The 23,871-nt window shown below is 55.8% G+C and carries 20 protein-coding genes and 1 pseudogene; 8 read left to right on the forward strand and 13 right to left on the reverse strand.

Annotated features, from left to right (window positions below; translation table 11 throughout):
* Nucleotides 1–59 precede the first annotated feature (59 nt).
* Entirely contained in the window at nucleotides 60–851 is a 792-nt protein-coding gene (locus ACQG2Q_RS09495) for an AraC family transcriptional regulator (protein ID WP_045307957.1), read from the forward strand.
* On the opposite strand, the gene ACQG2Q_RS09500 is transcribed toward ACQG2Q_RS09495, so the two are convergent.
* The 3 genes and pseudogenes from ACQG2Q_RS09500 to ACQG2Q_RS09510 form a co-directional block, all read right to left on the reverse strand.
* Entirely contained in the window at nucleotides 835–1,281 is a 447-nt protein-coding gene (locus tag ACQG2Q_RS09500; protein WP_096216800.1) for a DUF441 domain-containing protein, read from the reverse strand. The genes ACQG2Q_RS09495 and ACQG2Q_RS09500 overlap by 17 nt on opposite strands.
* Nucleotides 1,282–1,387: 106 nt before the next feature.
* Nucleotides 1,388–3,423: pseudogene (locus tag ACQG2Q_RS09505) on the reverse strand (glycoside hydrolase family 31 protein).
* Nucleotides 3,424–3,438: 15 nt separating this feature from the next.
* Nucleotides 3,439–4,770 (reverse strand): glycoside-pentoside-hexuronide (GPH):cation symporter, encoded by a 1,332-nt coding sequence (locus ACQG2Q_RS09510; RefSeq protein WP_023305891.1) that lies wholly within the window; start codon nucleotides 4,768–4,770, stop codon nucleotides 3,439–3,441.
* Nucleotides 4,771–5,055: 285 nt separating this feature from the next.
* Here ACQG2Q_RS09510 and yoaI point away from each other — a divergent pair, with 285 nt between their 5' ends.
* Complete coding sequence (yoaI, locus tag ACQG2Q_RS09515; protein WP_017384693.1) at nucleotides 5,056–5,157, forward strand: small membrane protein YoaI; 102 nt, start codon at nucleotides 5,056–5,058, stop codon at nucleotides 5,155–5,157.
* Between the two features lie 20 nt (nucleotides 5,158–5,177).
* On the opposite strand, the gene ACQG2Q_RS09520 is transcribed toward yoaI, so the two are convergent.
* The 3 genes from ACQG2Q_RS09520 to yeaG all read right to left on the reverse strand — a co-directional run bounded on the left by ACQG2Q_RS09520 (nucleotide 5,178) and on the right by yeaG (nucleotide 9,085).
* On the reverse strand, nucleotides 5,178–5,678 hold the full coding sequence (locus ACQG2Q_RS09520) for a YbaK/prolyl-tRNA synthetase associated domain-containing protein (RefSeq protein ID WP_022647787.1): 501 nt from the start codon (nucleotides 5,676–5,678) through the stop codon (nucleotides 5,178–5,180).
* 99 nt (nucleotides 5,679–5,777) lie between these two features.
* Nucleotides 5,778–7,061, reverse strand: coding sequence for a YeaH/YhbH family protein (locus ACQG2Q_RS09525; protein ID WP_063849324.1), 1,284 nt, complete (start codon nucleotides 7,059–7,061; stop codon nucleotides 5,778–5,780).
* Between the two features lie 89 nt (nucleotides 7,062–7,150).
* Nucleotides 7,151–9,085: a protein kinase YeaG gene (gene yeaG, locus ACQG2Q_RS09530; protein ID WP_006809140.1), complete on the reverse strand. Its 1,935-nt coding sequence runs from the start codon at nucleotides 9,083–9,085 to the stop codon at nucleotides 7,151–7,153.
* A gap of 432 nt (nucleotides 9,086–9,517) precedes the next feature.
* Here yeaG and ACQG2Q_RS09535 point away from each other — a divergent pair, with 432 nt between their 5' ends.
* Complete coding sequence (locus ACQG2Q_RS09535; RefSeq protein ID WP_023299885.1) at nucleotides 9,518–10,264, forward strand: MipA/OmpV family protein; 747 nt, start codon at nucleotides 9,518–9,520, stop codon at nucleotides 10,262–10,264.
* 66 nt (nucleotides 10,265–10,330) lie between these two features.
* On the opposite strand, the gene ACQG2Q_RS09540 is transcribed toward ACQG2Q_RS09535, so the two are convergent.
* Together ACQG2Q_RS09540 and gapA are read right to left on the reverse strand one after the other, a co-directional pair.
* Nucleotides 10,331–11,215, reverse strand: coding sequence for a D-hexose-6-phosphate mutarotase (locus ACQG2Q_RS09540; protein WP_022647789.1), 885 nt, complete (start codon nucleotides 11,213–11,215; stop codon nucleotides 10,331–10,333).
* A 74-nt stretch (nucleotides 11,216–11,289) separates the two neighbouring features.
* Nucleotides 11,290–12,285, reverse strand: coding sequence for a glyceraldehyde-3-phosphate dehydrogenase (gene gapA, locus ACQG2Q_RS09545; protein WP_006809136.1), 996 nt, complete (start codon nucleotides 12,283–12,285; stop codon nucleotides 11,290–11,292).
* Between the two features lie 341 nt (nucleotides 12,286–12,626).
* Between gapA and msrB the strand changes: the two genes are divergently transcribed.
* Nucleotides 12,627–13,040: a peptide-methionine (R)-S-oxide reductase MsrB gene (msrB, locus tag ACQG2Q_RS09550; RefSeq protein WP_022647790.1), complete on the forward strand. Its 414-nt coding sequence runs from the start codon at nucleotides 12,627–12,629 to the stop codon at nucleotides 13,038–13,040.
* Between the two features lie 41 nt (nucleotides 13,041–13,081).
* Nucleotides 13,082–13,354, forward strand: coding sequence for a YeaC family protein (locus ACQG2Q_RS09555; protein ID WP_022647791.1), 273 nt, complete (start codon nucleotides 13,082–13,084; stop codon nucleotides 13,352–13,354).
* A 51-nt stretch (nucleotides 13,355–13,405) separates the two neighbouring features.
* Here the strand turns inward: ACQG2Q_RS09555 and ACQG2Q_RS09560 are convergent, their stop codons facing one another.
* From ACQG2Q_RS09560 to sppA, 4 genes are all read right to left on the reverse strand, one after another.
* Nucleotides 13,406–14,659 carry a glycoside hydrolase family 18 protein gene (locus ACQG2Q_RS09560; protein WP_063849322.1) on the reverse strand — a complete coding sequence of 418 codons (1,254 nt, stop codon included), beginning with the start codon at nucleotides 14,657–14,659 and terminating at the stop codon, nucleotides 13,406–13,408.
* 224 nt (nucleotides 14,660–14,883) lie between these two features.
* The gene (gene pncA, locus ACQG2Q_RS09565; RefSeq protein ID WP_023305944.1) at nucleotides 14,884–15,525 is read right to left on the reverse strand and encodes a bifunctional nicotinamidase/pyrazinamidase; all 642 of its coding nucleotides are present in this window, start codon (nucleotides 15,523–15,525) and stop codon (nucleotides 14,884–14,886) included.
* A gap of 9 nt (nucleotides 15,526–15,534) precedes the next feature.
* Nucleotides 15,535–16,551 carry an asparaginase gene (gene ansA / locus ACQG2Q_RS09570; RefSeq protein ID WP_023305945.1) on the reverse strand — a complete coding sequence of 339 codons (1,017 nt, stop codon included), beginning with the start codon at nucleotides 16,549–16,551 and terminating at the stop codon, nucleotides 15,535–15,537.
* Nucleotides 16,552–16,613: 62 nt separating this feature from the next.
* Entirely contained in the window at nucleotides 16,614–18,470 is a 1,857-nt protein-coding gene (gene sppA, locus ACQG2Q_RS09575; RefSeq protein ID WP_199004826.1) for a signal peptide peptidase SppA, read from the reverse strand.
* Between the two features lie 167 nt (nucleotides 18,471–18,637).
* On the opposite strand from sppA, the gene ACQG2Q_RS09580 reads away from it, so the two are divergent.
* The 3 genes from ACQG2Q_RS09580 to ACQG2Q_RS09590 all read left to right on the forward strand — a co-directional run bounded on the left by ACQG2Q_RS09580 (nucleotide 18,638) and on the right by ACQG2Q_RS09590 (nucleotide 22,276).
* A complete protein-coding gene (locus ACQG2Q_RS09580; RefSeq protein ID WP_022647795.1) occupies nucleotides 18,638–19,189 on the forward strand; it encodes an NAD(P)H nitroreductase in 552 nt (183 codons plus the stop codon).
* A 116-nt stretch (nucleotides 19,190–19,305) separates the two neighbouring features.
* On the forward strand, nucleotides 19,306–20,349 hold the full coding sequence (selD, locus tag ACQG2Q_RS09585; protein WP_022647796.1) for a selenide, water dikinase SelD: 1,044 nt from the start codon (nucleotides 19,306–19,308) through the stop codon (nucleotides 20,347–20,349).
* Between the two features lie 4 nt (nucleotides 20,350–20,353).
* Nucleotides 20,354–22,276 carry a DNA topoisomerase III gene (locus ACQG2Q_RS09590; RefSeq protein WP_023299889.1) on the forward strand — a complete coding sequence of 641 codons (1,923 nt, stop codon included), beginning with the start codon at nucleotides 20,354–20,356 and terminating at the stop codon, nucleotides 22,274–22,276.
* A gap of 114 nt (nucleotides 22,277–22,390) precedes the next feature.
* Here ACQG2Q_RS09590 and gdhA read toward each other — a convergent pair whose 3' ends face one another.
* Entirely contained in the window at nucleotides 22,391–23,734 is a 1,344-nt protein-coding gene (gene gdhA, locus ACQG2Q_RS09595) for an NADP-specific glutamate dehydrogenase (protein ID WP_015570765.1), read from the reverse strand.
* Nucleotides 23,735–23,871: the final 137 nt, after the last annotated feature.

Consider the following 23,871-nt stretch of genomic DNA (forward strand, 5'->3'; position numbering starts at 1 on the left):
TTAAGTCGTGGTTGAAATCAGGCTAAAATGACAGTTTATCGCTAATATCGGACAACTTTATGTATGGACTGGGACTCGACGGCTACGATCCCGATAGCCAGCACGACGCGGCGGTGGCCTTTCGCATCCGCGTGGTGGCACAAGAACAGTACATTCCGCTGCATCTGCACCGCAAAGGGCAGCTGATTATGGCGCTGGGAGGAGCGATCACCTGTGAAGTAGAGAACGCGATGCTGATGGTACCGCCCCAGTATGCGGTGTGGATCCCGGGTCAAACGCCGCACAGCAACAAGGCGACGCCCGGCGCGCAGCTCTGCCTGCTGTTTATTGAACCCGGTGCGCTCGAATTGCCGACCCGTACCTGTACGTTGAAAATATCACCCCTGGTGCGGGAGCTGGTGCTGGCGCTCGCGGACAGGTCACAGGAGGAACTGCCTCTTCCCGCTACCGGAAGGCTGGTTGACGTCCTGTTTGATGAACTGCCCCTGCAACCGCAGGAGCATCTCCAGCTGCCGGTATCACCGCATCCGAAAATTCGTCTGATGAGTGAGACCATGGCAAACGAACCTGCCGCATGGCAGACGCTGGCGCAGTGGGCCAGCCACTTTGCCATGAGCGAGCGCAATCTGGCGCGACTGGTGGTGAAAGAGACCGGCTTAAGCTTTCGCCGCTGGCGACACCAGCTCCAGCTGATTGTCGCATTGCAGTTTTTGATCGGCGGAAAGTCGGTCCAGCAGGCGGCGCAGGCGCTGGGGTATGACTCCACCACCGCCTTTATCACCATGTTCAAGAAAGGACTGGGACAGACGCCCGCCCGCTATATCGCCAGCCTGACTACGACTTCCCGATAAACAGCGAAACCAGTCCGGCAGCAATCAGCGGGCCAACCGGCACGCCACGAAACAGCGCCACGCCTAACACGGTGCCCACCAGCAGCCCGGCCACCAGAGAAGGCTGGCTGCTCATCAGCGTCACGCCGCGCCCGCCAAGCCATGAGACAAAAACGCCCACTGCAATCGCCACCAGCGATTTCCAGTTCACAAAGGAGTGCAGCAGCGTTGAGGTCGGTAGCGTTCCGCTGGCAATCGGGGCCATCACACCGATGGTCAAAATAATGATCCCGATGGTAAGCCCCTGTTTTTCTATCCACGGGAAGAAGGTGTTCAACGGTGTGACGCGAACGATGATCAGGACCAGAATGGAAATCGCGACGGTGGTATTGTGGCTGACAAAACCCAGAGCAGCCAGGGCCAGAAGTATGAGTAGTGTAGGGTCGAACATGACGGGATCCTTGCCAAAAATAGTAAGCCTGCTTACTTTACGCGCAAACGCGACGGCAGGCAGGCTTTACTGAAAAAATTGTCTATTTTTGGGCACTTGCCTGACGTCAGTCCACCAGTTGCTGGATAAGCGGACTCCCTTCGCGGATAAACACCGGGATGGTTTCCAGCGCCGCAGGCACCCGGATATGCTCCCCACCGGCGTAGCGCTTACCGTTGAGGGCGATCCAGCTATTGCCCGTCGGCAGCCAGACATCGCGCTCACGCTGACCGGCCTGCATAACCGGGCCACCAGAAGATCTTCACCAAACAGATACTGATCTTCACACGCCCAGCTCTGCTTATCCTTCGGATAGTGCCAGAACAGCGGACGCATAAGCGGGTCTCCGTGCAGATGAGCCTGCCGGTACAACGCGTCAATATACGGGCGCAGGGTTTCGCGCACGGTAAGCCAGTGCTGCATGATGGCGTAATTCTCTTCTCCGTAACTCCACAGCTCATTAGGCGAACCGCTGTTACACTGAGGAATGCCGTCACGGTAGCGCTCCGGGGGCTGGATCTGCGGTTCGCGATAGCCGTGCATGCGCAGAACCGGTGTAAACACCGCCCACTGGAACCAACGGATCAGCAATTCATGGAACGCCGGGTCGTTAACGTTCCCTCCCTGGAAGCCGCCGATATCGGTCGTCCACCATGGGATCCCCGCCAGCCCCATATTCAGTCCTGCGGCGAGTTGATTGCGAAAAGCATGGAACGATGAGTGGACATCACCCGACCACGCCAGCACGCCGAATCGCTGGCTGCCTGCCCAGGCGCAGCGTACCAGGTTAACAATGTCGGTTTCGCCGTTTGCCTGGAGCCCATCGTAAAAGCCCTGCGCAAAGTCACGCGGGTAGCGATTGCCCACTTCCAGTACCGGACCGGCGTGGTAGCGATAGTTGTCAAAATCATAGGCGCGATATTCCGGCTCCGCTTCGTCCAGCCAGAACAGCTTAATGCCCATGTCGTAGTAATTTTTCTTCACCGTATCCCAGACGAATTTCCGCGCCTCAGGATGGGTCGCATCAAAGAAGGTGGTATTGCCCATAAAATCGAGGTTGACCTGCACGCCACGCTCACTGCTGACCAGCCAGCCTTTGGCTTTCATCAGCGGGTAGAGGGGGCTGCGCGCCTCTACCGTTGGCCACACCGACACCATCAGCGCAATACCCATTTCGCGCAGCTCGTCGACCATGCCTTCAGGATCGGGCCAGTCTACGGGGTCGAAGCACCAGGTGCCCTGATTCGGCCAGTGGAAAAAGTCGATGACCATCACCGACAGCGGCAGATTACGGCGGCGATACTCCCGCGCAACCTCCAGCACCTCCTGCTGGGTGCGGTATCGCAATTTGCACTGCCACAGCCCGCTGATAAACGCCGGGGCGGGGGGCGGAGTACCGGTGGCTTTCACATACTGGCGGGTGATATCCGCCACCGTGTCAGCGGCGGTGATCCAGTAGTCCATCTCTCCTGTGACGCGGGCGCGCCATTCCGTCTGATTTTTTGCAAAGCTGGCTTCACCAATCGCCGGGTTGTTCCACAGCAGGCCATAGCCAAGGCTGGACTGCATAAAGGGCACGCTGGCCTGGGAGTTGCGCTGAGCCAGCTCCAGCGTGCAGCCTTTCAGATCCAGCCACGGCTGTTGATACTGACCCATGCCATAGATGCGTTCATCCGGACGCGATTCAAACCGGACGGTGAGCTGATATTTGCCGCCCATCAGCGGTTTAAATTCGCGGCCATCCAGCTTCAGGGCGCTGACATATTTATCCTGACTCTTCTCGCTGGCACCGATACCCACCGTTGAACGCTGGCGCCACATCTCCTCCAGCAGCAGTTCGCCGCGCTGATTGTAGAAGGCCAACTGACCTTTAAGGTTCAGGGTCGCGGTAATATTGCCGTTGCGCAGCGTCAGGCTTTCCGCTTCGGCGACAATCTCGGCCTTGCTAGGGGCGGCGGGTAACAGTGCCTGTAAGGCGTCATCAAATGCCGGGGAGCAGGTGGCCCTGACGCGAAGACTGTTTTCTCCCCAGGGTTCGATGCGCAGGATCTGGCGTTCAAAACGCCATTCGATACAGTTGGAATGTTGAATCAGCTCACTCATGGATAATGCGTCCTTCTAAACAGGGTGTTTGGCGAGATGGATGGATTGCATTGTGCTGTCGTCGAGCTTGTACCAGCGCAGCGTGGCAAACGCGCAGAGCGACAAGATGCCAGGTACGACGGTGAAGAGGGCGATGATGCAGTACATGGCCGTGGTAGTTTGTTCCGGGGCATTGGCAACATAGCCGCTTAAGCCCAGCGTCCAGCCAACAATCGCGCCGCTGATCGCCATCCCCAGCTTGAGTACGGCGAGGAAGGTGGAGAAGATCACGCCGTCCATGCGTTTGCCCTGTTTCCATTCGCCGTAATCGGCGACATCCGCCATCATCACCCACATTAGCGTGGTGGTGGCCTGGTAAAGGGTGGAGACGATAAACGTCATGGGCACCAGAATAAGCACCGACTTAGGCGCAAAGAAGAGGGCGATGCTGAGTACCCCCGCCAGTACGGAACAATATCCAAACATCTGCACTTTGCTGACGTTCTGCGTCAGACGTTTGGCCAGCGCGCTGCCTGCGGCTTTCCCGAGAATATGCGCCCCGAGCATCCACATAAAATAGCTTGCGCTACCGAGATAATAAGTGACGAAATACATCATTGCGCCAAGGCGAATAACGCCAAAACCAATATTGGTTAATACCAGGACGGCGACAACGCGCCATTGGTCGTTTCGTAATAAATCCCGCAGTTCCGCAAGATAATTATTGTGGGTGGCGGGAGCCTTAATACGTTCACGCGTATTCGCGAAGCAGATCCAGAACATGATGACCGCGACGGTCGCCATAATGGCCATCGCCCAGCGGTAGCCCAGTAATTTATCGTCGCCGCCTAAAAACTCTGCCAGCGGCATCATAAAGAATGTCGACAACGCGCCACCCAGCGTGGCAAGGAAAAAGCGATAAGACTGAAGGGAAATTCGCGCATCGTTGTCGGGCGTAATTACCGCGCCCATGGAGCAATAGGGAATATTGATTGCGGTATACATCAGCATCATCAGGGTATAGCTGACGGTGGCGAAAATCATTTTACCGTGCAGGTCGAGCGACGCCGGCACGGCGTAGGTCAGCAGACAGCTTGCGCCAAAGGGCAGCGCCAGCCACAGCATCCAGGGGCGGAATTTTCCCCAGCGGGTACGCGTCCTGTCTGCGATATAGCCCATCGCCGGATCAATTATGGCATCGGCGGTTCTCGCCAGAAGAAACATAGTGCCCACGAATGCGGCAGGTAACCCCACCACGTCCGTATAGTAAAACGTCAGAAAAATAATGACGTTATCCAGCCCAATATGGCTCGCCATATCGCCTAACCCATAACTGATTTTTTCTTTACGGGTAATTATCTCGGTCATTGTATTCACCTTGCCAGTGTAAGGTTTATTTATGAGGTGCTCCGTAAACAAGGTTAACCATCATGAAAAGGTTAACAATTGCGAGATCTGGCATCGGGGTTACGTAAATTTCTTTTCGTGATACCGGTAACAAATAAAGTATTTAAACAGTGACTTTATACGGGGGAGGGGAGTTAACAGCGAATCGTTTCAGCGAAAAATTGTCATTTCGCGGACGCGTCAATGTCATTTAACTGTCATTATGCGGGAGTAAAAAAAAAGGAAATGGGCAAGGCAGAGGGCATCATGAACGATCCTATGTTTGTCGAAACGCTGATTATCTCCTCATCGTTTTTTATCATCGCGATTATTTTGATTGCTTCCGTGCTGCTGCTGGAAAACGGCTGACCGTTAGCCAGCCTCTGTATTTATTGTTTACGGAACGACACCAGTTCAGGACGGGCGATACGCAGATAGTCCTGGGTATCCATAATCACCGATTTTTCCAGCAGACCGGCGTTAAAGGCGATCTCGTCAAAGCGCTCAAACAGCAACGGATCGGCGACAAGCGTCAGATCCGGGTGAAAGCTGAAGGGGGGAATGGCGCCGAAAACGCAGCCGGTAAGCGCATCCACTTCGGCCGGACTGGCGAGAGATGCCTTAAGCCCTCCGAAATGGCTGGCCAGCAGGCTCAGATCGGCCTGCCGATCGGCGGCGAGGATTGCCAGAATATGTTTCTTAACGCCGTTGCCTTTTACCTTACAGACCAGCGCTTTTGCACCCTGGCGGAGATCGGTCCCGCGAATTTCACTGACCGCTTCGCATTTCCCTACGGCCTCATGCGCCACCACACGAAAGTGCGCCTCCTGCTCGGTTAATAAGCTGATTAGCTGCTGATGGGTTGTCGTCCCGATCACGTCATCAGACATAACGATTTCACCTGTGATTAGCCAATACGTAGCTTGCTACATTAGCACGGGAGGGAGAGGGCTGAAAGAAAACAGCCAGCGGGAGCGCTGGCTGTTGATTCATGCGTTGCTGGTGGAAGACTGTTTCTGGAACAGTTCCCGGAAGACCGGATAGATGTCATCCTGGTCACGAATGTGCTGCATCGCAAAGTTATCGAACATCGCTTGCAGATACTCATACTCGCGCCACAGCGTCTGGTGGGCGCGACGGGTAATTTCAATGTAACTGTAGTAGCGCACCACCGGCAGGATCTTCTTCGCCAGAATTTCATGACACAGGGGCGAGTCATCCGCCCAGTTATCGCCATCCGATGCCTGGGCGGCGTAGATGTTCCACTGCGCCGGGTCGTAGCGCTCCTTCACCACCTCATCCATCAGCTTAAGGGCGCTCGACACGATGGTGCCACCGGTCTCCTGCGAGTAGAAAAACTCATGCTCATCCACCTCTTTCGCCTGAGTGTGATGGCGGATGTAGACCACCTCCACGTTCTTATACGTTCTGCTCAGGAACAGATAGAGCAGAATATAAAAACGCTTAGCCATATCCTTAGTGGCCTGATCCATTGAACCTGACACGTCCATCAGGCAGAACATCACCGCCTGGCTGGAAGGCTCCGGACGTTTTTCGTAGTTCTTGTAGCGCAGGTCGAACGTGTCGATAAACGGCACCCGGTCGATCTTCGCCCGCAGTTCGGCAATCTCTTTTCGCAGGCGCTCCTCTTCCAGTAGTTGCGCCGGTTCGGTGTTTTCCACCACTTTCAAGCTGGTTTCCAGCTCGCGCAGTTCGCGCCGTTTGCCTGCCGTCATCGCCGTGCGTCGCGCCAGCGAGTTTTGCAGTGAACGCACCACGCTGATGTTGGCGGGCACCCCGTTTGCGGTATAACCCGCGCGATGGGTTTTGTATTCGTTGAGCTGACGGTGCTGATTCTTTCTCAGATTCGGCAGGGCCAGATCCTCAAACAGCAGGTCGAGATATTCGTCTTTTGAAATCTGAAAGACGAACTCATCCTGGCCTTCACCGTCCTGGCTGGCCTGTCCCTGACCGCTGCCAGAACCGCCGCCTCCGCCTTGTGGCCGCTCGATTCTGTCATTCTGGACGAAGTGGTCATTACCTGGGTGCACGCGATGGCGAAGACCGCCACGCCCCTGATGAAACATCGGTTCGCTGATGTCATCGTTGGGAATGGAGACGGATTCGCCGCTGTCGACGTCGGTCACCGAGCGTTTGTTGATGGCCTCGGAGATCGACTGTTTAATTTGCGCTTTATAACGGCGCAAGAAGCGCTGGCGATTCACCGTGCTCTTGTTTTTGCCGTTAAGACGCCGGTCAATAAACCAGGTCATATATCCCCCGTACTGCATTTGCCAACTTGCAGCGTCCGTAAGTGCCGGACATTTTGTTGGCCCGGTAAGCGCGTTACCGGGCACTTGTTTTAAGACGATTTACGCACGCGCAGATACCATTCACAAAGCAGGCGGACCTGTTTGCGCGTATAGCCTTTTTCCATCATACGGTCGACAAAATCGTCGTGCTTTTTCTGCTCGTCGGTTGAGGTTTTGGCGTTGAACGAGATAACCGGCAACAGCTCTTCCGTGTTAGAGAACATTTTCTTCTCTATAACCGTGCGCAGTTTTTCGTAGCTGGTCCAGTTTGGATTGCGGCCGTTGTTATGCGCTCTGGCGCGCAGCACGAAGTTCACAATCTCGTTTCGGAAGTCTTTCGGGTTGCTGATCCCGGCCGGTTTCTCAATTTTTTCCAGCTCTGCGTTCAGGGATTCACGGTCAAACAGCTGGCCGGTATCCGGGTCGCGGTACTCCTGATCCTGGATCCAGAAGTCAGCGTAGGTGACGTACCGATCGAAAATGTTCTGGCCGTATTCGGAATAGGATTCCAGGTAGGCGGTCTGGATCTCTTTGCCGATAAACTCGGCGTATTTCGGGATCAGGTAGCCCTTCAGGAACTCCAGGTAGCGTTCAGCCTGCTCCTGTGGGAACTGTTCACGTTCAATTTGCTGTTCCAGCACGTAGAACAGATGAACCGGGTTGGCGGCCACCTCCGCGTGGTCGAAGTTAAAGACGCGGGAGAGGATCTTAAACGCGAAACGCGTCGACAAACCGTTCATCCCTTCGTCGACCCCGGCGTAATCGCGGTATTCCTGGTACGATTTGGCTTTCGGGTCGGTATCCTTCAGGCTTTCGCCGTCATACACGCGCATTTTGGAGTAAATGCTGGAGTTTTCCGGCTCTTTCAGGCGCGACAGAATCGAGAAGCGCGACAGCGTTTCCAGCGTTCCCGGTGCGCAGGGGGCATGGACCAGTTCACTGTGGTTGAGCAGTTTTTCGTAAATCTTGATCTCCTCGGAGATCCGCAGGCAATAAGGCACTTTGACGATGTACACGCGGTCAAGGAACGCCTCATTGTTTTTGTTGTTACGGAAGGTCACCCATTCAGATTCGTTCGAGTGGGCGAGGATAATCCCGTTAAACGGCAGGGCGGAAATACCTTCCGTCCCGTTGTAGTTCCCCTCCTGGGTGGCGGTCAGCAGCGGATGCAGCACTTTGATCGGTGCTTTAAACATCTCGACAAATTCCATAATCCCCTGGTTGGCGCGGCACAGCGCACCGGAATAGCCGTAGGCATCCGGGTCGTTTTGCGCGTGATGTTCCAGCTTACGGATATCGACTTTACCCACCAGCGCCGAGATGTCCTGGTTGTTCTCGTCACCGGGTTCAGTTTTAGCAATGGCGATCTGCTCGAGGATAGACGGCCACACTTTCACGACGCGGAATTTGGTGATGTCCCCACCAAACTCGTGCAGGCGTTTTGCCGCCCACGGCGACATGATCGTACCGAGATAGCGATGCGGAATGCCAAACTCTTTTTCCAGAATTTGCGCATCCTCTTGCGGATTAAACAGGCACAGCGGATGGTCATTGACCGGGCTGCGCTCGCCGTTGGCGCTCAGCACATAGATCGGCACGCGCTGCATCAGCGCTTTCAGCCGTTCAGCCAGGGAGGATTTACCCCCGCCGACGGGACCCAGCAGGTAAAGGATCTGTTTCTTCTCTTCCAGCCCCTGAGCGGCATGCTTCAGGTAGGAGACGATCTGCTCAATGGCATCTTCCATACCATAGAACTCTTCAAACGCCGGGTATCGGGCGACTACCCGATTCGAAAAAAGACGGGAAAGCCGTGGCTCCAGGGCAGTATCAACCATGTTTGGCTCACCGATAGCCATCAATAGCCGTTCTGCCGCATTGGCATAGGCACTGCGATCTTGCCGACAAATGGTAAGAAACTCCTGCAGTGTGAACTCTTCGTCCTTGGCAGCTTCATAGCGCTGGCGATAGTGATCGAATATATTCATGGCATGCCGTCCTTTCGTTTTTTAGCACAGGATAAGAGCCGTTCGTATGAGTAGTGGAGGCTCCCGGAAGAGAATCTTTCGCACCTCACTGCCAGAGCAGCAACCTGTGTGCCAGGTCGAAGGCTATGAACCGCAGGGTGTTCAGCAAAACCTCTTCTTAAATTAAAGCGTAGATGGCAATTGCAAAACTTGCATACGGATAAAATCTACTTTCAATGACATATCAATAACTCATCCAAAAATTTCCACTGCGGTTATAAGCGAAAAGGGGGTTTTTCATTTATCGGTCACATAAATGAAAGCGGGATGTCATTTGAAAAATGAAAAATAACGGGTTAATCAAATGGATTCGCGCGCAAAAAATTTTGGGATGTACGGGAATGGCGGTTACACTTCACCCGCTGATTATTTGACTACAGGAAAGAATGGATTGTGACCAAACTCAAACTTCTGGCATTGGGCATCCTTGCCGCTACCGCAGCGAGCACCGTACAGGCTGAGAGCCAGTGGACTGTTGGCGCGGGTGCTGGCGTGATCAACAGCCCGTACAAGCAGTATGACCGCGACGTTTATCCTGTCCCCGTTGTCACCTATGAAGGCGATAACTTCTGGTTCCGTGGATTGGGCGGCGGCTACTATCTGTGGAACGATACGGCCGATAAGCTCTCCATCATGGCCTATTACGACCCAACGTACTTTAAACCAGGCGACAGCGACAGCAATGCGCTTCGTCAGCTGGACAAGCGCAGAAGCTCACTGATGGCCGGGCTTTCTTACGTCCATAATACCCAGTATGGCTTCCTGCGCACGGCGCTGGCGGGCGATACCCTGGACAACAGCAATGGCTTCATCTGGGATCTGGCGTGGCTTTATCGCTATACCAACGGCGCGGTGACCCTGACGCCGGGTATCGGTGTGCAGTACAGCAGCGAGAATTACAATGACTACTACTATGGCGTGTCTAAGGCTGAGTCTCGCCGCAGTGGTCTGAAGAGCTACAGCGCTGATGATGGCTGGGATCCGTACCTGGAACTCACCGCCTCGTATAACTTCCTCGGTGACTGGAACGTGTACGGTACTGGCCGTTATACCCGTCTGAGCGACGAAGTGAAGGACAGCCCGATGGTCGACAAGTCCTGGTCCGGCATCTTCTCCGTGGGTGTGACCTACAAGTTCTGACCAGAACGTGATGTATTAAAACGGGGCGCTTGCGCCCCGTTTGTTTTTTATGGTGCCTGATAAATATTAGCGCTTCACAATCTTGATCGTCTGGCCTAAGCGGGACGGTTTTTCTTCGCTGGTTTTCTGCGGGGCGGTCACGCACGCGGTTTCCACACACACGAAGGTCTTGTAACCGTCATCCGGGATATCTGCCATGCTGACGGAAAGGGCAGGGCCCGGGTTCCAGCCCACCACGTTGCTATGGTGGTGGTGAACCACGTCAATGCCGCGGTTCAACGCGCTGTCGTGGATGACGCTACAGGCTTCCGGGTGCAGATACACGCGGTCGGTACGGTCCGGGAAGCTCTGAACGCCGTCGTCCAGCCTGCCTTCTTTCGCGTTGTCCACTTTGTCGATAAAGGTATCGCCAAGTCCGCTCACCTTAACGGCCTGAATGTCGCCTACGTTGAAATAGGTGTGCAGGGCGGACGTTGTTTCGAATTCGCCGTGCGCTTCCAGTTCAATCTCGCAGGTTTTACCCAGCTTGAAGCGGGCATAGAGGGTGAATTCATGTGGCCACAGGGCGCGCGTTTCATCATTTGCCTGAAGTTCAAAGGTCAACACCGCGCCGTTATCATCTTCGTTGTGGGCTTTCAGCGTCCACTGCTGGTTACGGGCGAAACCGTGAGACGGCAATCCCTGCTGCGCTGACGGACCGAACCATGGCCAGCAGATCGGTACGCCGCCACGGATCGCCGCCCCTTTTTTGAACGAGGTGGCCTCGCTCAGCCACAGGCCTTCTTCTTCGCCTTCTGGTTTCCAGGAGAGCAGGTGGGCGCCATTGAGCGCTACGGAGGCTTTAACGCGCGGATGATCGACGACGATGATATCGGCGCCGTCAATCTGACGGCGGGAGAGCACAGGGGTAAGTTGTTCGACTACCGGAAGTGCAAAAATTTTATTAATCATTAAGCAATCCTCTGTCTAAAAACAATAAAAAAGGCGACCGAAGTCGCCTTTTAGGATCAAGCACTCATCTCAACTTATTTGGAGATGTGAGCGATCAGGTCCAGTACTTTGTTAGAGTAGCCAGTTTCGTTGTCGTACCAGGAAACCAGTTTCACGAAGTTGTCGTTCAGTGCGATACCTGCTTTAGCATCGAACACGGAAGTGCACACTTCGCCGTTGAAATCGGTAGATACAACGTCGTCTTCGGTGTAACCCAGAACGCCTTTCATTGGGCCTTCGGAAGCAGCTTTGATTGCTTTCTTAATTTCTTCGTAAGAAGCAGCTTTTTCCAGACGAACGGTCAGGTCAACAACGGATACGTTAGGAGTTGGAACGCGGAACGCCATACCAGTCAGTTTGCCATTCAGTTCTGGCAGTACTTTACCTACTGCTTTAGCAGCACCGGTAGAAGATGGGATGATGTTCTGAGCCGCGCCACGGCCGCCGCGCCAGTCTTTGTGAGACGGGCCATCAACGGTTTTCTGAGTAGCGGTGGTAGCGTGAACGGTAGTCATCAGACCTTCGATGATGCCGAAGTTGTCGTTGATAACTTTAGCCAGCGGTGCCAGGCAGTTGGTGGTGCAGGATGCGTTGGAAACGATGTCCTGGCCAGCGTAAGTTTCGAAGTTTGCACCGCGAACGAACATTGGGGTGTTGTCTTTGGAAGGACCAGTCAGAACAACTTTCTTCGCACCCGCAGTGATGTGTTTACGTGCAGTTTCGTCGGTCAGGAAGATACCGGTAGCTTCAGCTACAACGTCAACACCGATTTCGTTCCATTTCAGGTTAGCTGGGTCTTTCTCAGCAGTAACGCGGATGGTTTTGCCGTTAACAACCAGGTGGCCGTCTTTCACTTCAACGGTGCCGTCGAAACGACCGTGAGTTGAGTCGTACTTCAGCATGTACGCCATGTATTCAGCGTCCAGGAGATCGTTGATACCAACGATTTCGATGTCAGAACGTTTCTGAGCAGCACGGAAAACAATACGGCCGATACGGCCAAAACCGTTGATACCTACTTTGATAGTCATATATTCCACCAGCTATTTGTTAGTGAATAAAAGGTTGCCTGTAAAATTACAAAAACCTTACGCAGCGTCAAGCGGAATCGTGTCAATCATTGCGACAAATCAATCCTGTGACTAACGTTTGTGCGACTGACTCGCCTCACTTTCCCTTTGAGCTAGCAACCACATGGGGGCTGCGCCCGGAATTTTAAAGGCCTCGCAGGATTAAAATGTGAAATTGATCACAATTGCCTGACCGCCTTTTCGCGACACATAAGTTTAGATCAAAAGTGCACGCGCGGGTGTTAATGTTTTGTTAGAATCTGGGTTAAAAGATGTCTGTTTCAACAGCGAGATGTAAGCATATGTCGAACCAACATAACCCCGACGATTTGAAAAAAAACCTAACAGAGATGCAGTTTTACGTAACGCAAAATCACGGCACGGAACCGCCGTTTACCGGGCGTTTGCTGCACAATAAACGGGAAGGCGTCTACCACTGCCTGGTGTGTGATGCACCGCTGTTTAACTCCCAGACTAAGTACGATTCTGGCTGCGGCTGGCCAAGCTTTTACGAGCCTGTCAGCGATGATGCGATCCGCTATCTGACGGACTCCTCGCACGGCATGGTGCGCACCGAAATTCGTTGTGGGAATTGCGACGCCCATCTCGGGCATGTCTTCCCGGATGGCCCGCAACCGACGGGGGAGCGTTTCTGCGTAAATTCGGCTTCGATGAGCTTTACCGATGACGAAAACGGCGACCAGACCAAGGGTTGAAAAAACGATTCAGCAAATTATTCCTTTGAAAGGGAGAGATCGTGAATATTGATGACATGATTGCAGGCATGACCCCGGAAGTTTATCAGCGCCTGGTGACGGCCGTTGAGCTGGGAAAATGGCCGGACGGTGTGGCGCTCACACCTGAGCAAAAAGAGAACAGCTTGCAGCTGGTGATGCTTTGGCAGGCGCGTCACAATACCAACGCCCAGCACATGACCATCGACACTAACGGTCAGATGGTGATGAAAAGTAAGCGCGAACTGAAAGAAGACTTCGGCATCACGCCGAAGCCGATTGCAACCTTCAAATAAATCTCCTATGTAGGCCGGGTAAGGCGAAGCCGCCACCCGGCACACTACACCTTAGTGCGGGATCCCAAGCGACTCCGCCAGCTGCTTCGCTAACTGGTTGTTGTCATCCGCGCCATACTCCCAGAACATCGCCCCGGCGAGACCTTTCTCCTTGATATAATCGGCTTTAATCGCCACGGAACGCGGGTTCTCATAGGAGATCGCAAACAGCGCCTTCCCGTCGGCGGATTTTACCGACAGCCACGGCACCTTCGCCTGTTCGTCCCAGTGCTCGGTAAAGCGTTTCTGCGGATCGTTTAGCATTTTGCGGACGATATCGTTGTATTTCACGTAGGTATCTTTGGTCAGGTCATAGCCAAGCGATTTGAACAGGCCCAGTTCCTGCGGCCCGAAGTAGGGCTGGGTGACCGGATTGTTTTGCGCGTCCGGTTTACTCCAGTCGATACCCGGTTCAACGGCGCGCTTCGGTACACGACCGTAAAAACCGATTCCGAGGTTCATTTGCTGCGGCTTAAGGCCGGCGGCCAGATAGTTATTCACCACAAAATCAACGCTGTATTTGTCTGCGGCAGCCACCGTTGGCCAGGCGCTGGAGTCATACAGATTCGCGTTAAAATACTGCGTCCCGTACGCCATGTCGTAGGTCATCAGGTTGATGTAATCGAGCAGGGGGGCAATGGCCTTCACATCCACCCAGCTTTTCGGACTTTCTGCATTTGCGCCCACCGCAATCGTGACCAGTTTTTTCTTACCAAACGCGTCACGCATCTCTTTTAACAGCGCGGTGAAATTATCCCGGTCGGCAGGGGTGCTCTCGACCAGTCCCCACGCGCCGTTGACCGGGAACTCCCAGTCGAGATCGATCCCGTCCAGGCCGTATTGACTGACGATCTGCTGCGCGGAGCGAATAAACACCGCGCGGCTCTCTTTGGTAGCCGCTGCGCCAGAAAAACCACGTGCGCCCCAGCCGCCAACGGAAAGCAGCACTTTTAAATTCGGGTTTTGTTTACGAAGCTGAGGAAGTAACGCCAGGTCGGATGCCACCTTGGGTGATAACCAGATTTGATGCAGTTTTGCCGGATCTTTCAGTGCAGGGTTGGTCTCGTCTTTCTCGTTGTTATAGACCAGACCAAACGAGTAGTTGAGGTGTGTGATCTGACGGACATCGAGTTTATTGATATCGCCACCCGGTCCGGCGGTAACATCGCCACCGCCATTGAAGTAGCCCACGGACATCAGGGGCGCGGCGGAAGCCAGTGACGCGCAAAGCAAGGGTAATGCTGCCAGCAAGGGCAAACGTTTCATATAAGTTCCTCTTTGACTGAATAAAAATAACCACGCCACAGAAAAGGCGTGGCGAAAAAACAGCCTGAAGAGAATACCATCGCCGCTTCGCTTGTGATGCGAGGGAGTTCACTTTATGGGAGATCGGGGAGGGGGTTTTGCCGGGTGGCGCTGATGCTTACCCGGCCTACAAAACCAGAGAAAGTAGGCCGGGTAAGGCGAAGCCGCCACACGGCTAAAAAAGCTTACGCCTGCGTCTCCATCCAGTCAGCCAGCGTATACAGCGTTGCGCCTTCTGCGGCCATATCCATAAACGCCTGGGCGCTGTCATGCGGCTGAATATTCACCCCGCGACAGCCGTCGGTAATGACATTCACGGTATAGCCCAACTGGAGCGCATCCAGCACGGTGAACTTCACGCAGTAATCCGTCGCCAGGCCCAGCACAATCAGCTCGGTGATCTCATGATGGCGTAACCATGCGTCCAGCGCCGTCTTCTGGCGGTGACCGTTATCGAAGAATGCGCTGTAGCTGTCGATGGTTGGATTTTCACCTTTGTGGAACACCGCGTCGATGGCTTTCTGGTTCAGCAGCGGATGCAGCTCAGCGCCTTCCGTCTGCTGCACGCAGTGATCGGGCCAGAAGGTTTGCGCCAGTCCGTCCAGTTCGCCCTGGCTGTAAGGCTCAACGTTGTGCTGGCTGGCAAAGCTGCCGTGGTTTGCCGGATGCCAGTCCTGACTCGCCACCACCGCTTCATCACGAGCCTTACACCACTCAATCAGCGAATTCGCGACGTCTACGGTGCTGTCGCCTTCCGCGACGGCCAGCGCACCGCCCGCACAGAAATCATTTTGCAAATCGACCAGTAACAGGGCGCGTTGCTTCATGGGAACTCCTTATTCGTCCGGCGTAAGTTCACCGCGCAGGTTTTGCATCATGGCGCGGCGAATGGAATCAATATCCAGATCCTGACTCAGTAAATAGTGAAGTTTAGTCAGCGTTGCCTCAACGGTCATATCGAAACCACTGATCACGCCAGCGTGCGCCAGGGCGTTGCCGGTGGCGTAGCCGCCCATATTGACCTTTCCGGACATACACTGGGTGAGGTTGACCACCACAATCCCGCGATCGCTTGCCTCCTGAAGCTCTTTCAGGAACTCACCGTTCTGCGGGGCGTTACCCACGCCATAGGAGCGCAGGATCAGCGCCTTCACCGGTTGGCGCAGGAAGTTGCGCACCACGTCGGCGGAAATACCCGGATAAATCGTCACCACGCCAATCGGCTGCGGGGTGATCGGGTGAACGATCAGCTCGCCTGCAGTATTTGGCGCGGGCGGCGTGCCCAGACGACGGATATGGATCCCCGCTTCCAGCAGCGGTTGCAGGTTAGGTGAGGCAAACGCGTCAAAGCCGTCAGCGTGCGCTTTAGTGGTACGGTTCCCGCGGTACAGTCGGTTGTTGAAGAACAGCGTTACCTCGTTGATCGGGTAATTTGCGGCCACGTACAGGGAGTTAAGCAGGTTGATCTGCCCGTCTGAACGCAGTTCCGCCAGCGGGATCTGCGAACCGGTCACGATGACGGGCTTGCCCAGGTTCTCCAGCATGAAGGAGAGCGCCGAGGCGGTGAACGCCATGGTGTCGGTGCCGTGCAGGATCACGAAGCCGTCGTACTGGTCGTAATGGGCTTTAATATCGTCCGCAATATGCTGCCAGTCTTCCGGCGTCATGTCGGAGGAGTCCATCAGCGGCTCATATTCGTGGATGGTAAAGTCCGGCATTTCCGGACGGTGGAATTCAGGCATCAGCGCCAACTGGCGCTGCAAGTGGCCAGAAACCGGGATATAGCCATTTTCTGAGCGCTGCATACCGATGGTACCGCCGGTATAGGCGACATATATTGATTTCTTCTGCATGGTAATGAGTTCTTGTTCTTCAAAAGAAAAAATCCCCTCTTAACGAGAAGAGGGGACGGTTTTTAACGCACGTTCGCACAGGTCAGGCAAAACGCGTAACGGCTTTGCGGATCGTTGAAAGTCGCGAGCTTATCGCTCTCCGCTTTCATGGCTTTAGCCGCCGTCGCCACCGGCGCCGGCAGATACGCCTGAAGCGCTTCCGGCAGCATGGCGCGGACGGAGCCGGAAATGCTGTCCATGACCATATCGAAGAACGTCGGTTCGTCCTGATAATAGTCAACGTGCCACTGCTTGAGCTTCGCCAGTTCCGCCGCTTTCTTCACGGCATCGTCGAAGTCACCCAGGCTGTCTACCAGACCGTTGCTCTTCGCATCCTGGCCGGTCCAGACGTGGCCCTGCGCGATCTGGTCAATCTGGTCTGGCGTCTTTTTACGGGAATCCGCCACCAGCGTGATGAAGCGCTTATAGCCACTCTCAATGCTGAGCTGCATCATCTCGGACACCTCAGGCGGCAGAGATTTAGTCACGGACACATCCGCCAGCGGCGAGGTGGAAACGCCGTCGGTATGAACGCCGAGATAATCCAGGCTGTTCTCTACGGTGTTGATCACGCCGAAGATGCCAATCGAGCCGGTCAGCGTGCTTGGGTTAGCCACAATGTAGTTGGCTGGCGTCGAGATCCAGTACCCCCCTGAAGCCGCCATGCCCCCCATCGAGACCACGACCGGCTTGCCCGCGGCACGCGCGGCGGCCAGCTCAGCACGGATCACCTCGGAGGCGCTGACGCTGCCGCCAGGGCTGTTCACCCGCAGGACAATCGCCTTCACTTTCGGATCCAGACGCGCATCGCGGATCTGCGACGCGGTGGTGTCCCCGCCGACGTTCCCCGGCGTTTCTTCACCGTCCATAATGGCCCCGTTAGCAAACACCACGGCGATGCTGTCACCGCTGTCATCCGGCTTTTTCGCGGCGTAGTCATACATGCTGATGGCGCTGTAGTTCTTGTCCTCTTTACTCCAGCCGAACTGTTTGGTCAGCGCTTTTTCGATTTCAGCGCTGGAACCCAGCCGATCGACCAGTTTGTTATCAAGCGCGTATTTCGCTGTATCGCCGTCCACTTTGCGCAGGCCCTCCAGCACACCGCGCGCGCCCGGGAAGACCTGCTCAGCGGTCATTTGACGGTTAGCGGCAATGGTGCCGAGATAGTTCTGCCACAGCTCGCCAATCCAGCGGCTGTCCGCTTCACGGGCGGCAGGGGACATATCATCACGGATAAACGGCTCCACGGCAGATTTATAGGTCCCGACGCGGAAGACGTGGGTAGTGACCTTCAGCTTGTCGAGCAGCGATTTGTAGTACAGACCATTTGTGGCGAAGCCATGCAGATCGACCGTGCCCTGCGGAGAGAGCCAGATTTTGTTAGCAAAGCTCGCCAGATAATATTGCCCCTGGGTGTAGCTGTCGCCGACGGCAATGACCGGTTTACCGCTGTCGCGGAATTCCCGCAGCGCTTTCCCGATGTACTGCATCGAAGGCTGATCGGCTCCGGCAAAATCTTTCAGATCCAGCACGATACCGGTAATGTTGCGATCGTCTTTGGCCTGACGGATCGTGTCGACGATATCAAACAGGGAGTTTTCCTGCAGGCGGTCTGAAGTCGCGCCGAACAGTTGGCGGCCAATCACGCCCAGACGGTTGCTGGTCGATGGCTTATCAACAATCACACCGGTGATATCGAGGAGCAGTGCGCCGCGCGTCGAATTCTGCGCCTGGCTGGCGCTGCTGAGATGCATCCAGATACCTGCGCATACCAGGACCAGGAAGATGAAGAAGATATTCATCACCAGGTTGCGGACGAAGTTGAGCAGTCGCCACGTCCATTTAAAGAAACCGGCAAAGATTCGCCAAAGGGTTCGCATGTATTCTCCCTAACCAGAAAAGGACTGTTTCCGTCGCCACAGGACGGTAATGTGCGGTTATCGTAATGACCCAACCGCCACTTGTCAGCAGGAATCGCCTGCCACGCTGTAACAAATTCTGCTGTCGTGTTAATTTTGTGAGTAAATTTCACGAAAGGAGTTAACCAATGGACGCACTTGAACTGCTTGTTAACCGTCGTAGCGCTTCCCGCCTGGCCGACCCGGCCCCCGTCGGCGAACAGCTGGAAAACATTCTGCGTGCCGGAATGCGTGCGCCGGACCATGGCACATTGCAGCCGTGGCACTTCTTTATTATTGAAGGCGAAGGGCGCGACCGCTTCAGCCAGCTGCTGGAGCAGGGGGCGGTTGCCGCAGGCCAGGATGAGAAGGGGATTGATAAAGCCCGCAACGCGCCGTTCCGTGCGCCGATGATCATCGCGGTAGTCGCTAAATGCCAGGCCGACCATAAAGTGCCGGTCTGGGAGCAGGAGATGTCTGCCGGTTGCGCGGTAATGGCAATGCAGATGGCCGCCGTCGCGCAGGGCTTTAACGGCATCTGGCGTACCGGGCCGCTGACCGGGAGCGCCGCCGTGCGGGAAGGCTTCTCCTGCGGTGAACACGATAAAATTGTCGGCTTCCTCTATCTCGGCACCCCGCAGCTTAAAGCCTCCAGCACCATTAGCGTGCCGGACACCACGCCTTTCGTCAGCCGTTTTTAATTACACGCGCTAAACTGTCTGGATTCTGAGCATCCGCCGCAGAATTCAGACAGTCATACTTACCTCTTTATGGAATGAGCGCTACCATAGCGCGATTGAGATGACAGGAGACGTCCATGAGCGAGCAAACCATTCGTTTAACGCAATACAGCCACGGAGCCGGTTGCGGTTGTAAAATTTCCCCGAAAGTGCTGGAGACCATCCTGCACAGTGAACAGGCGAAGTTTGTCGACCCGAACCTGCTTGTCGGTAACGAAACGCGTGACGATGCAGCGGTTTATGACTTAGGTAACGGCACCAGCATTATCAGCACCACTGACTTCTTTATGCCAATTGTCGACAACCCGTTCGACTTCGGACGCATTGCGGCCACCAACGCCATCAGCGATATCTTCGCGATGGGCGGTAAGCCGATTATGGCGATCGCCATTCTGGGCTGGCCGATTAACACCCTCCCGCCGGAGATTGCCCGCGATGTCATCGAAGGCGGACGCTTTGCCTGCCAGCAGGCGGGTATTGCCCTGGCCGGTGGTCACTCTATCGATGCGCCGGAGCCGATCTTCGGCCTGGCCGTCACCGGCGTGGTGCCAACCGAACGCGTGAAGCGCAACAGCACCGCGCAGGCGGGCTGCAAGCTGTTCCTCACCAAGCCGCTGGGCATTGGCGTACTGACAACCGCCGAGAAAAAGTCCCTGCTGAAGCCCGAGCATATTGGTCTGGCAACGGAAGTGATGTGCCAGATGAACCTTGCCGGTGCGGCATTCGCCAGTATCGACGGCGTGAAGGCCATGACCGACGTGACCGGCTTTGGTCTGCTGGGACACCTCTCTGAAGTCTGTCAGGGCGCGGGCGTGCAGGCGCAGGTCTGGTATCAGGATGTGCCGAAGCTGCCGGGCGTGGAAGAGTACATTGCTCAGGGCGCCGTTCCGGGCGGGACGCAGCGCAACTTCGCCAGCTACGGCCATTTAATGGGCGAAATGCCGGAAGCGTGGCGCAATCTGCTGTGCGATCCGCAAACCTCCGGCGGCCTGCTGCTGGCGGTGACGCCGGAAGCAGAAGCTGACGTTCAGGCAACGGCGGCCGAGTTTGGCATCACCCTGACGGCCATTGGCGAGCTGGTGACCGCCCGCGGTGGCCGCCCGATGATTGAGATCCGTTAATTCGATGCGGTTGTTTATTGCCGAAAAGCCGAGTCTGGCGCGAGCCATCGCCGACGTGCTGCCCAAGCCGCATCGCAAAGGTGATGGCTTTATCGAATGCGGTAACGGGCAGGTGGTCACCTGGTGTATCGGTCACCTGCTTGAACAGGCGCAGCCGGATGTCTACGACAGCCGCTACGCCCGCTGGAATCTCAACGATCTGCCGATCGTGCCGGAAAAGTGGCGTCTGCAACCGCGTCCTTCCGTCACCAAACAGCTCAACGTCATTAAGCGTTTCCTGCATGAGGCGACGGAAGTGGTCCACGCGGGTGACCCGGACAGGGAAGGGCAACTGCTTGTCGACGAAGTGCTCGACTACCTGGAGTTGGCACCGGAAAAGCGCCAGCAGGTGCAGCGCTGTTTAATTAACGACCTCAACCCGCAGGCGGTGGAGCGCGCGATTTCGCGCCTGCGCGCCAACAGCGAATTTATTCCCCTGTGTGTCTCCGCGCTGGCGCGTGCGCGTGCCGACTGGCTGTACGGGATCAACATGACCCGCGCCTACACCATCCTGGGACGCAATGCGGGCTATCAGGGCGTACTCTCTGTTGGGCGTGTTCAAACCCCGGTGCTGGGGCTGGTGGTGCGTCGCGACGAAGAGATCGAAAATTTCGTCGCCAAAGACTTCTTCGAAGTCAAAGCGCATATCGTCACGCCGAAAGACGAACGCTTTACCGCCGTCTGGCAGCCGAGCGATGCCTGTGAGTCATATCAGGACGAAGAGGGACGGCTGCTGCATCGTCCGCTGGCGGAGCACGTGGTTAACCGCATTACCGGCCAGCCCGCGATCGTTACCAGCTACAACGACAAACGGGAATCAGAGCCTGCACCACTGCCGTTCTCCCTTTCGGCGTTGCAGATCGAGGCCGCGAAAAAGTTTGGCCTGAGCGCGCAGAACGTGCTCGATATCTGCCAGAAGCTCTATGAAACCCACAAGCTGATCACCTATCCGCGTTCGGACAGCCGCTATCTGCCGGAGGAACACTTCGCCGGACGCCACTCGGTGATGAATGCCATTGGTGTCCATGCGCCGGATCTGTTGCCGCAACCGGCGGTAAACCCGGATACCCATAACCGCTGCTGGGACGATAAAAAAGTCGATGCCCACCACGCGATAATCCCGACGGCGCGCACCAGCAACGTCAACCTGACCGACAACGAAGCAAAGGTCTATAACCTGATCGCGCGTCAGTATCTGATGCAGTTCTGCCCGGACGCGGTTTTCCGCAAGTGCGTTATTGAGCTGGAAATTGCCAAAGGCAAATTTATCGCCAAAGCGCGTTTCCTCGCGGAAGCGGGCTGGCGCACGCTGCTCGGCAACAAAGAGCGTGACGAAGAGAACGACGGCACGCCGCTGCCGGTCGTAGCCAAAGGCGATGAACTGCTGTGCGAAAAAGGCGAAGTGGTTGAACGTCAGACCCAGCCGCCGCGCCACTTCACCGATGCGACGCTGCTTTCGGCCATGACCGGGATCGCCCGTTTTGTGCAGGATAAAGATCTGAAGAAGATCCTCCGCGCCACCGACGGTCTGGGTACGGAAGCAACCCGCGCGGGGATTATCGAGTTGCTGTTTAAGCGTGGTTTTCTCGAGAAAAAAGGGCGCTATATCCATTCGACAGAGCCGGGCCGGGCACTGATTCACTCCTTGCCAGAGCTGGCCGCCAGACCGGACATGACCGCGCACTGGGAGTCGGTGCTGACGCAGATCAGCGAAAAGCAGTGCCGTTACCAGGACTTTATGCAGCCGCTGGTGGGGACGCTTTATCAGTTGATTGATCAGGCGCGCAGCACGCCGGTGAAGCGATTCCGGGGGATGGTTGCCCCGGGTGGCGGGGCGAAGAAACCGTTCAAAAAGAAAAAAAGCGCAGCCAAAAATACCACCGCTTAAACCGTAGGCCGGGTAAGGCGAAGCCGCCACCCGGCAAAAAGCAGCTCTGCGGCCTGAAAAAAGCCCGGTGGCGCTAACGCTTACCGGGCCTGCAAGGGCGAGAATGCAGCGAAACTAAATCACACCCTGCCCGATCATCGCATCGGCCACCTTCACGAACCCGGCGATGTTGGCGCCGCGCACGTAGTTGGTCTGTGAAGCCTCACCGCCGTACTCCACGCAGGCATGGTGAATATCAAGCATAATGTGGTGCAGACGGGCATCCACTTTCTCCGCCTTCCAGCCCATTCTCGCGGCGTTTTGTGCCATTTCCAGACCGGATGTTGCCACCCCGCCCGCGTTCGCCGCCTTGCCTGGCGCAAAGAGTACGCCCGCGTCCAGGAACAGATCGGTCGCTTCAATGGTGGTGGGCATATTTGCCCCTTCCGCTACCGCCTTCACGCCATTGCTAATCAGCGTCCGGGCGGCATCCACGTCCAGCTCGTTTTGCGTCGCGCACGGCAGGGCGATATCCACCGGCACACCCCACGGCTGTTTACCTTCCAGATAGGTCAGGCCAAACTCTCGGGCATAATCCGCCACGCGGCCGTCACGGCTGGCTTTGATTTCGCACAGACGCGCCAGTTTTTCTGCTGTGAAGCCAGCTTCATCCACCACGGTGCCGCTGGAGTCGGAGGCGGTCACTACGCGCGCGCCAAACGCCATCGCTTTCTCGATAGCGTACTGCGCCACGTTGCCGGAGCCGGAGACCGCCACGCGCATCCCCTCGAAGCTCAGCCCGTGACGCTTAAGCATCGCTTCAGTGAAATAGACCAGACCGTAACCCGTCGCTTCCGGACGAATCAGGCTGCCGCCAAACGACAGACCTTTGCCGGTAAAGACGCAGGCGCTGTTGTTGGAGAGCTTTTTCATCATCCCGGCCATAAAGCCCACTTCACGACCACCCACGCCGATATCCCCGGCAGGAACGTCGGTGTCCGGCCCAAGGTGGCGATAGAGCTCGGTGACCAGCGCCTGGCAGAAGCGCATCACTTCGCCTTCGCTCTTGCCTTTCGGATCGAAATCACTCCCGCCTTTACCGCCGCCCATCGGCAGGGTAGTGAGCGCATTTTTAAAGGTCTGCTCGAAGCCGAGGAATTTCAGAATCGACAGGTTCACCGAGGGATGGAAGCGCATCCCGCCCTTAAACGGCCCAATGGCGGAGTTAAACTGCACGCGCCACGCGCGGTTGACCTGTACCTGATTGCGATCGTCCACCCACGCCACGCGGAACTGGATGACGCGCTCCGGCTCCACCAGACGTTCAAGCAGCGCCATCTGTCGGTAGCGCGGATTTTCCTCAAGGAAGGGCCACAGGGTGGTCATGACTTCACGAACGGCCTGGGCAAACTCGCTTTGGTGCGGGTCGCGCTGCTGTACATGGGCAAGAAAGCTTTCCAGAGAGCGTGTCTGATCCATAGATATAAGAACCTCTTATAATAATTTATGCGTGTGGCGGAGATGTTTTGTGTCGTTTTTTTGACTATACCACCCGCACCGCTTTGAGAGGCAAGCAGAAATTTAGGCCGAAAGGGAAATTAATGACAAGGCGCGCG

The organism is Enterobacter cloacae complex sp. 370H10 (genome assembly GCF_050031535.1).
Lineage (GTDB): Bacteria > Pseudomonadota > Gammaproteobacteria > Enterobacterales > Enterobacteriaceae > Enterobacter > Enterobacter intestinihominis.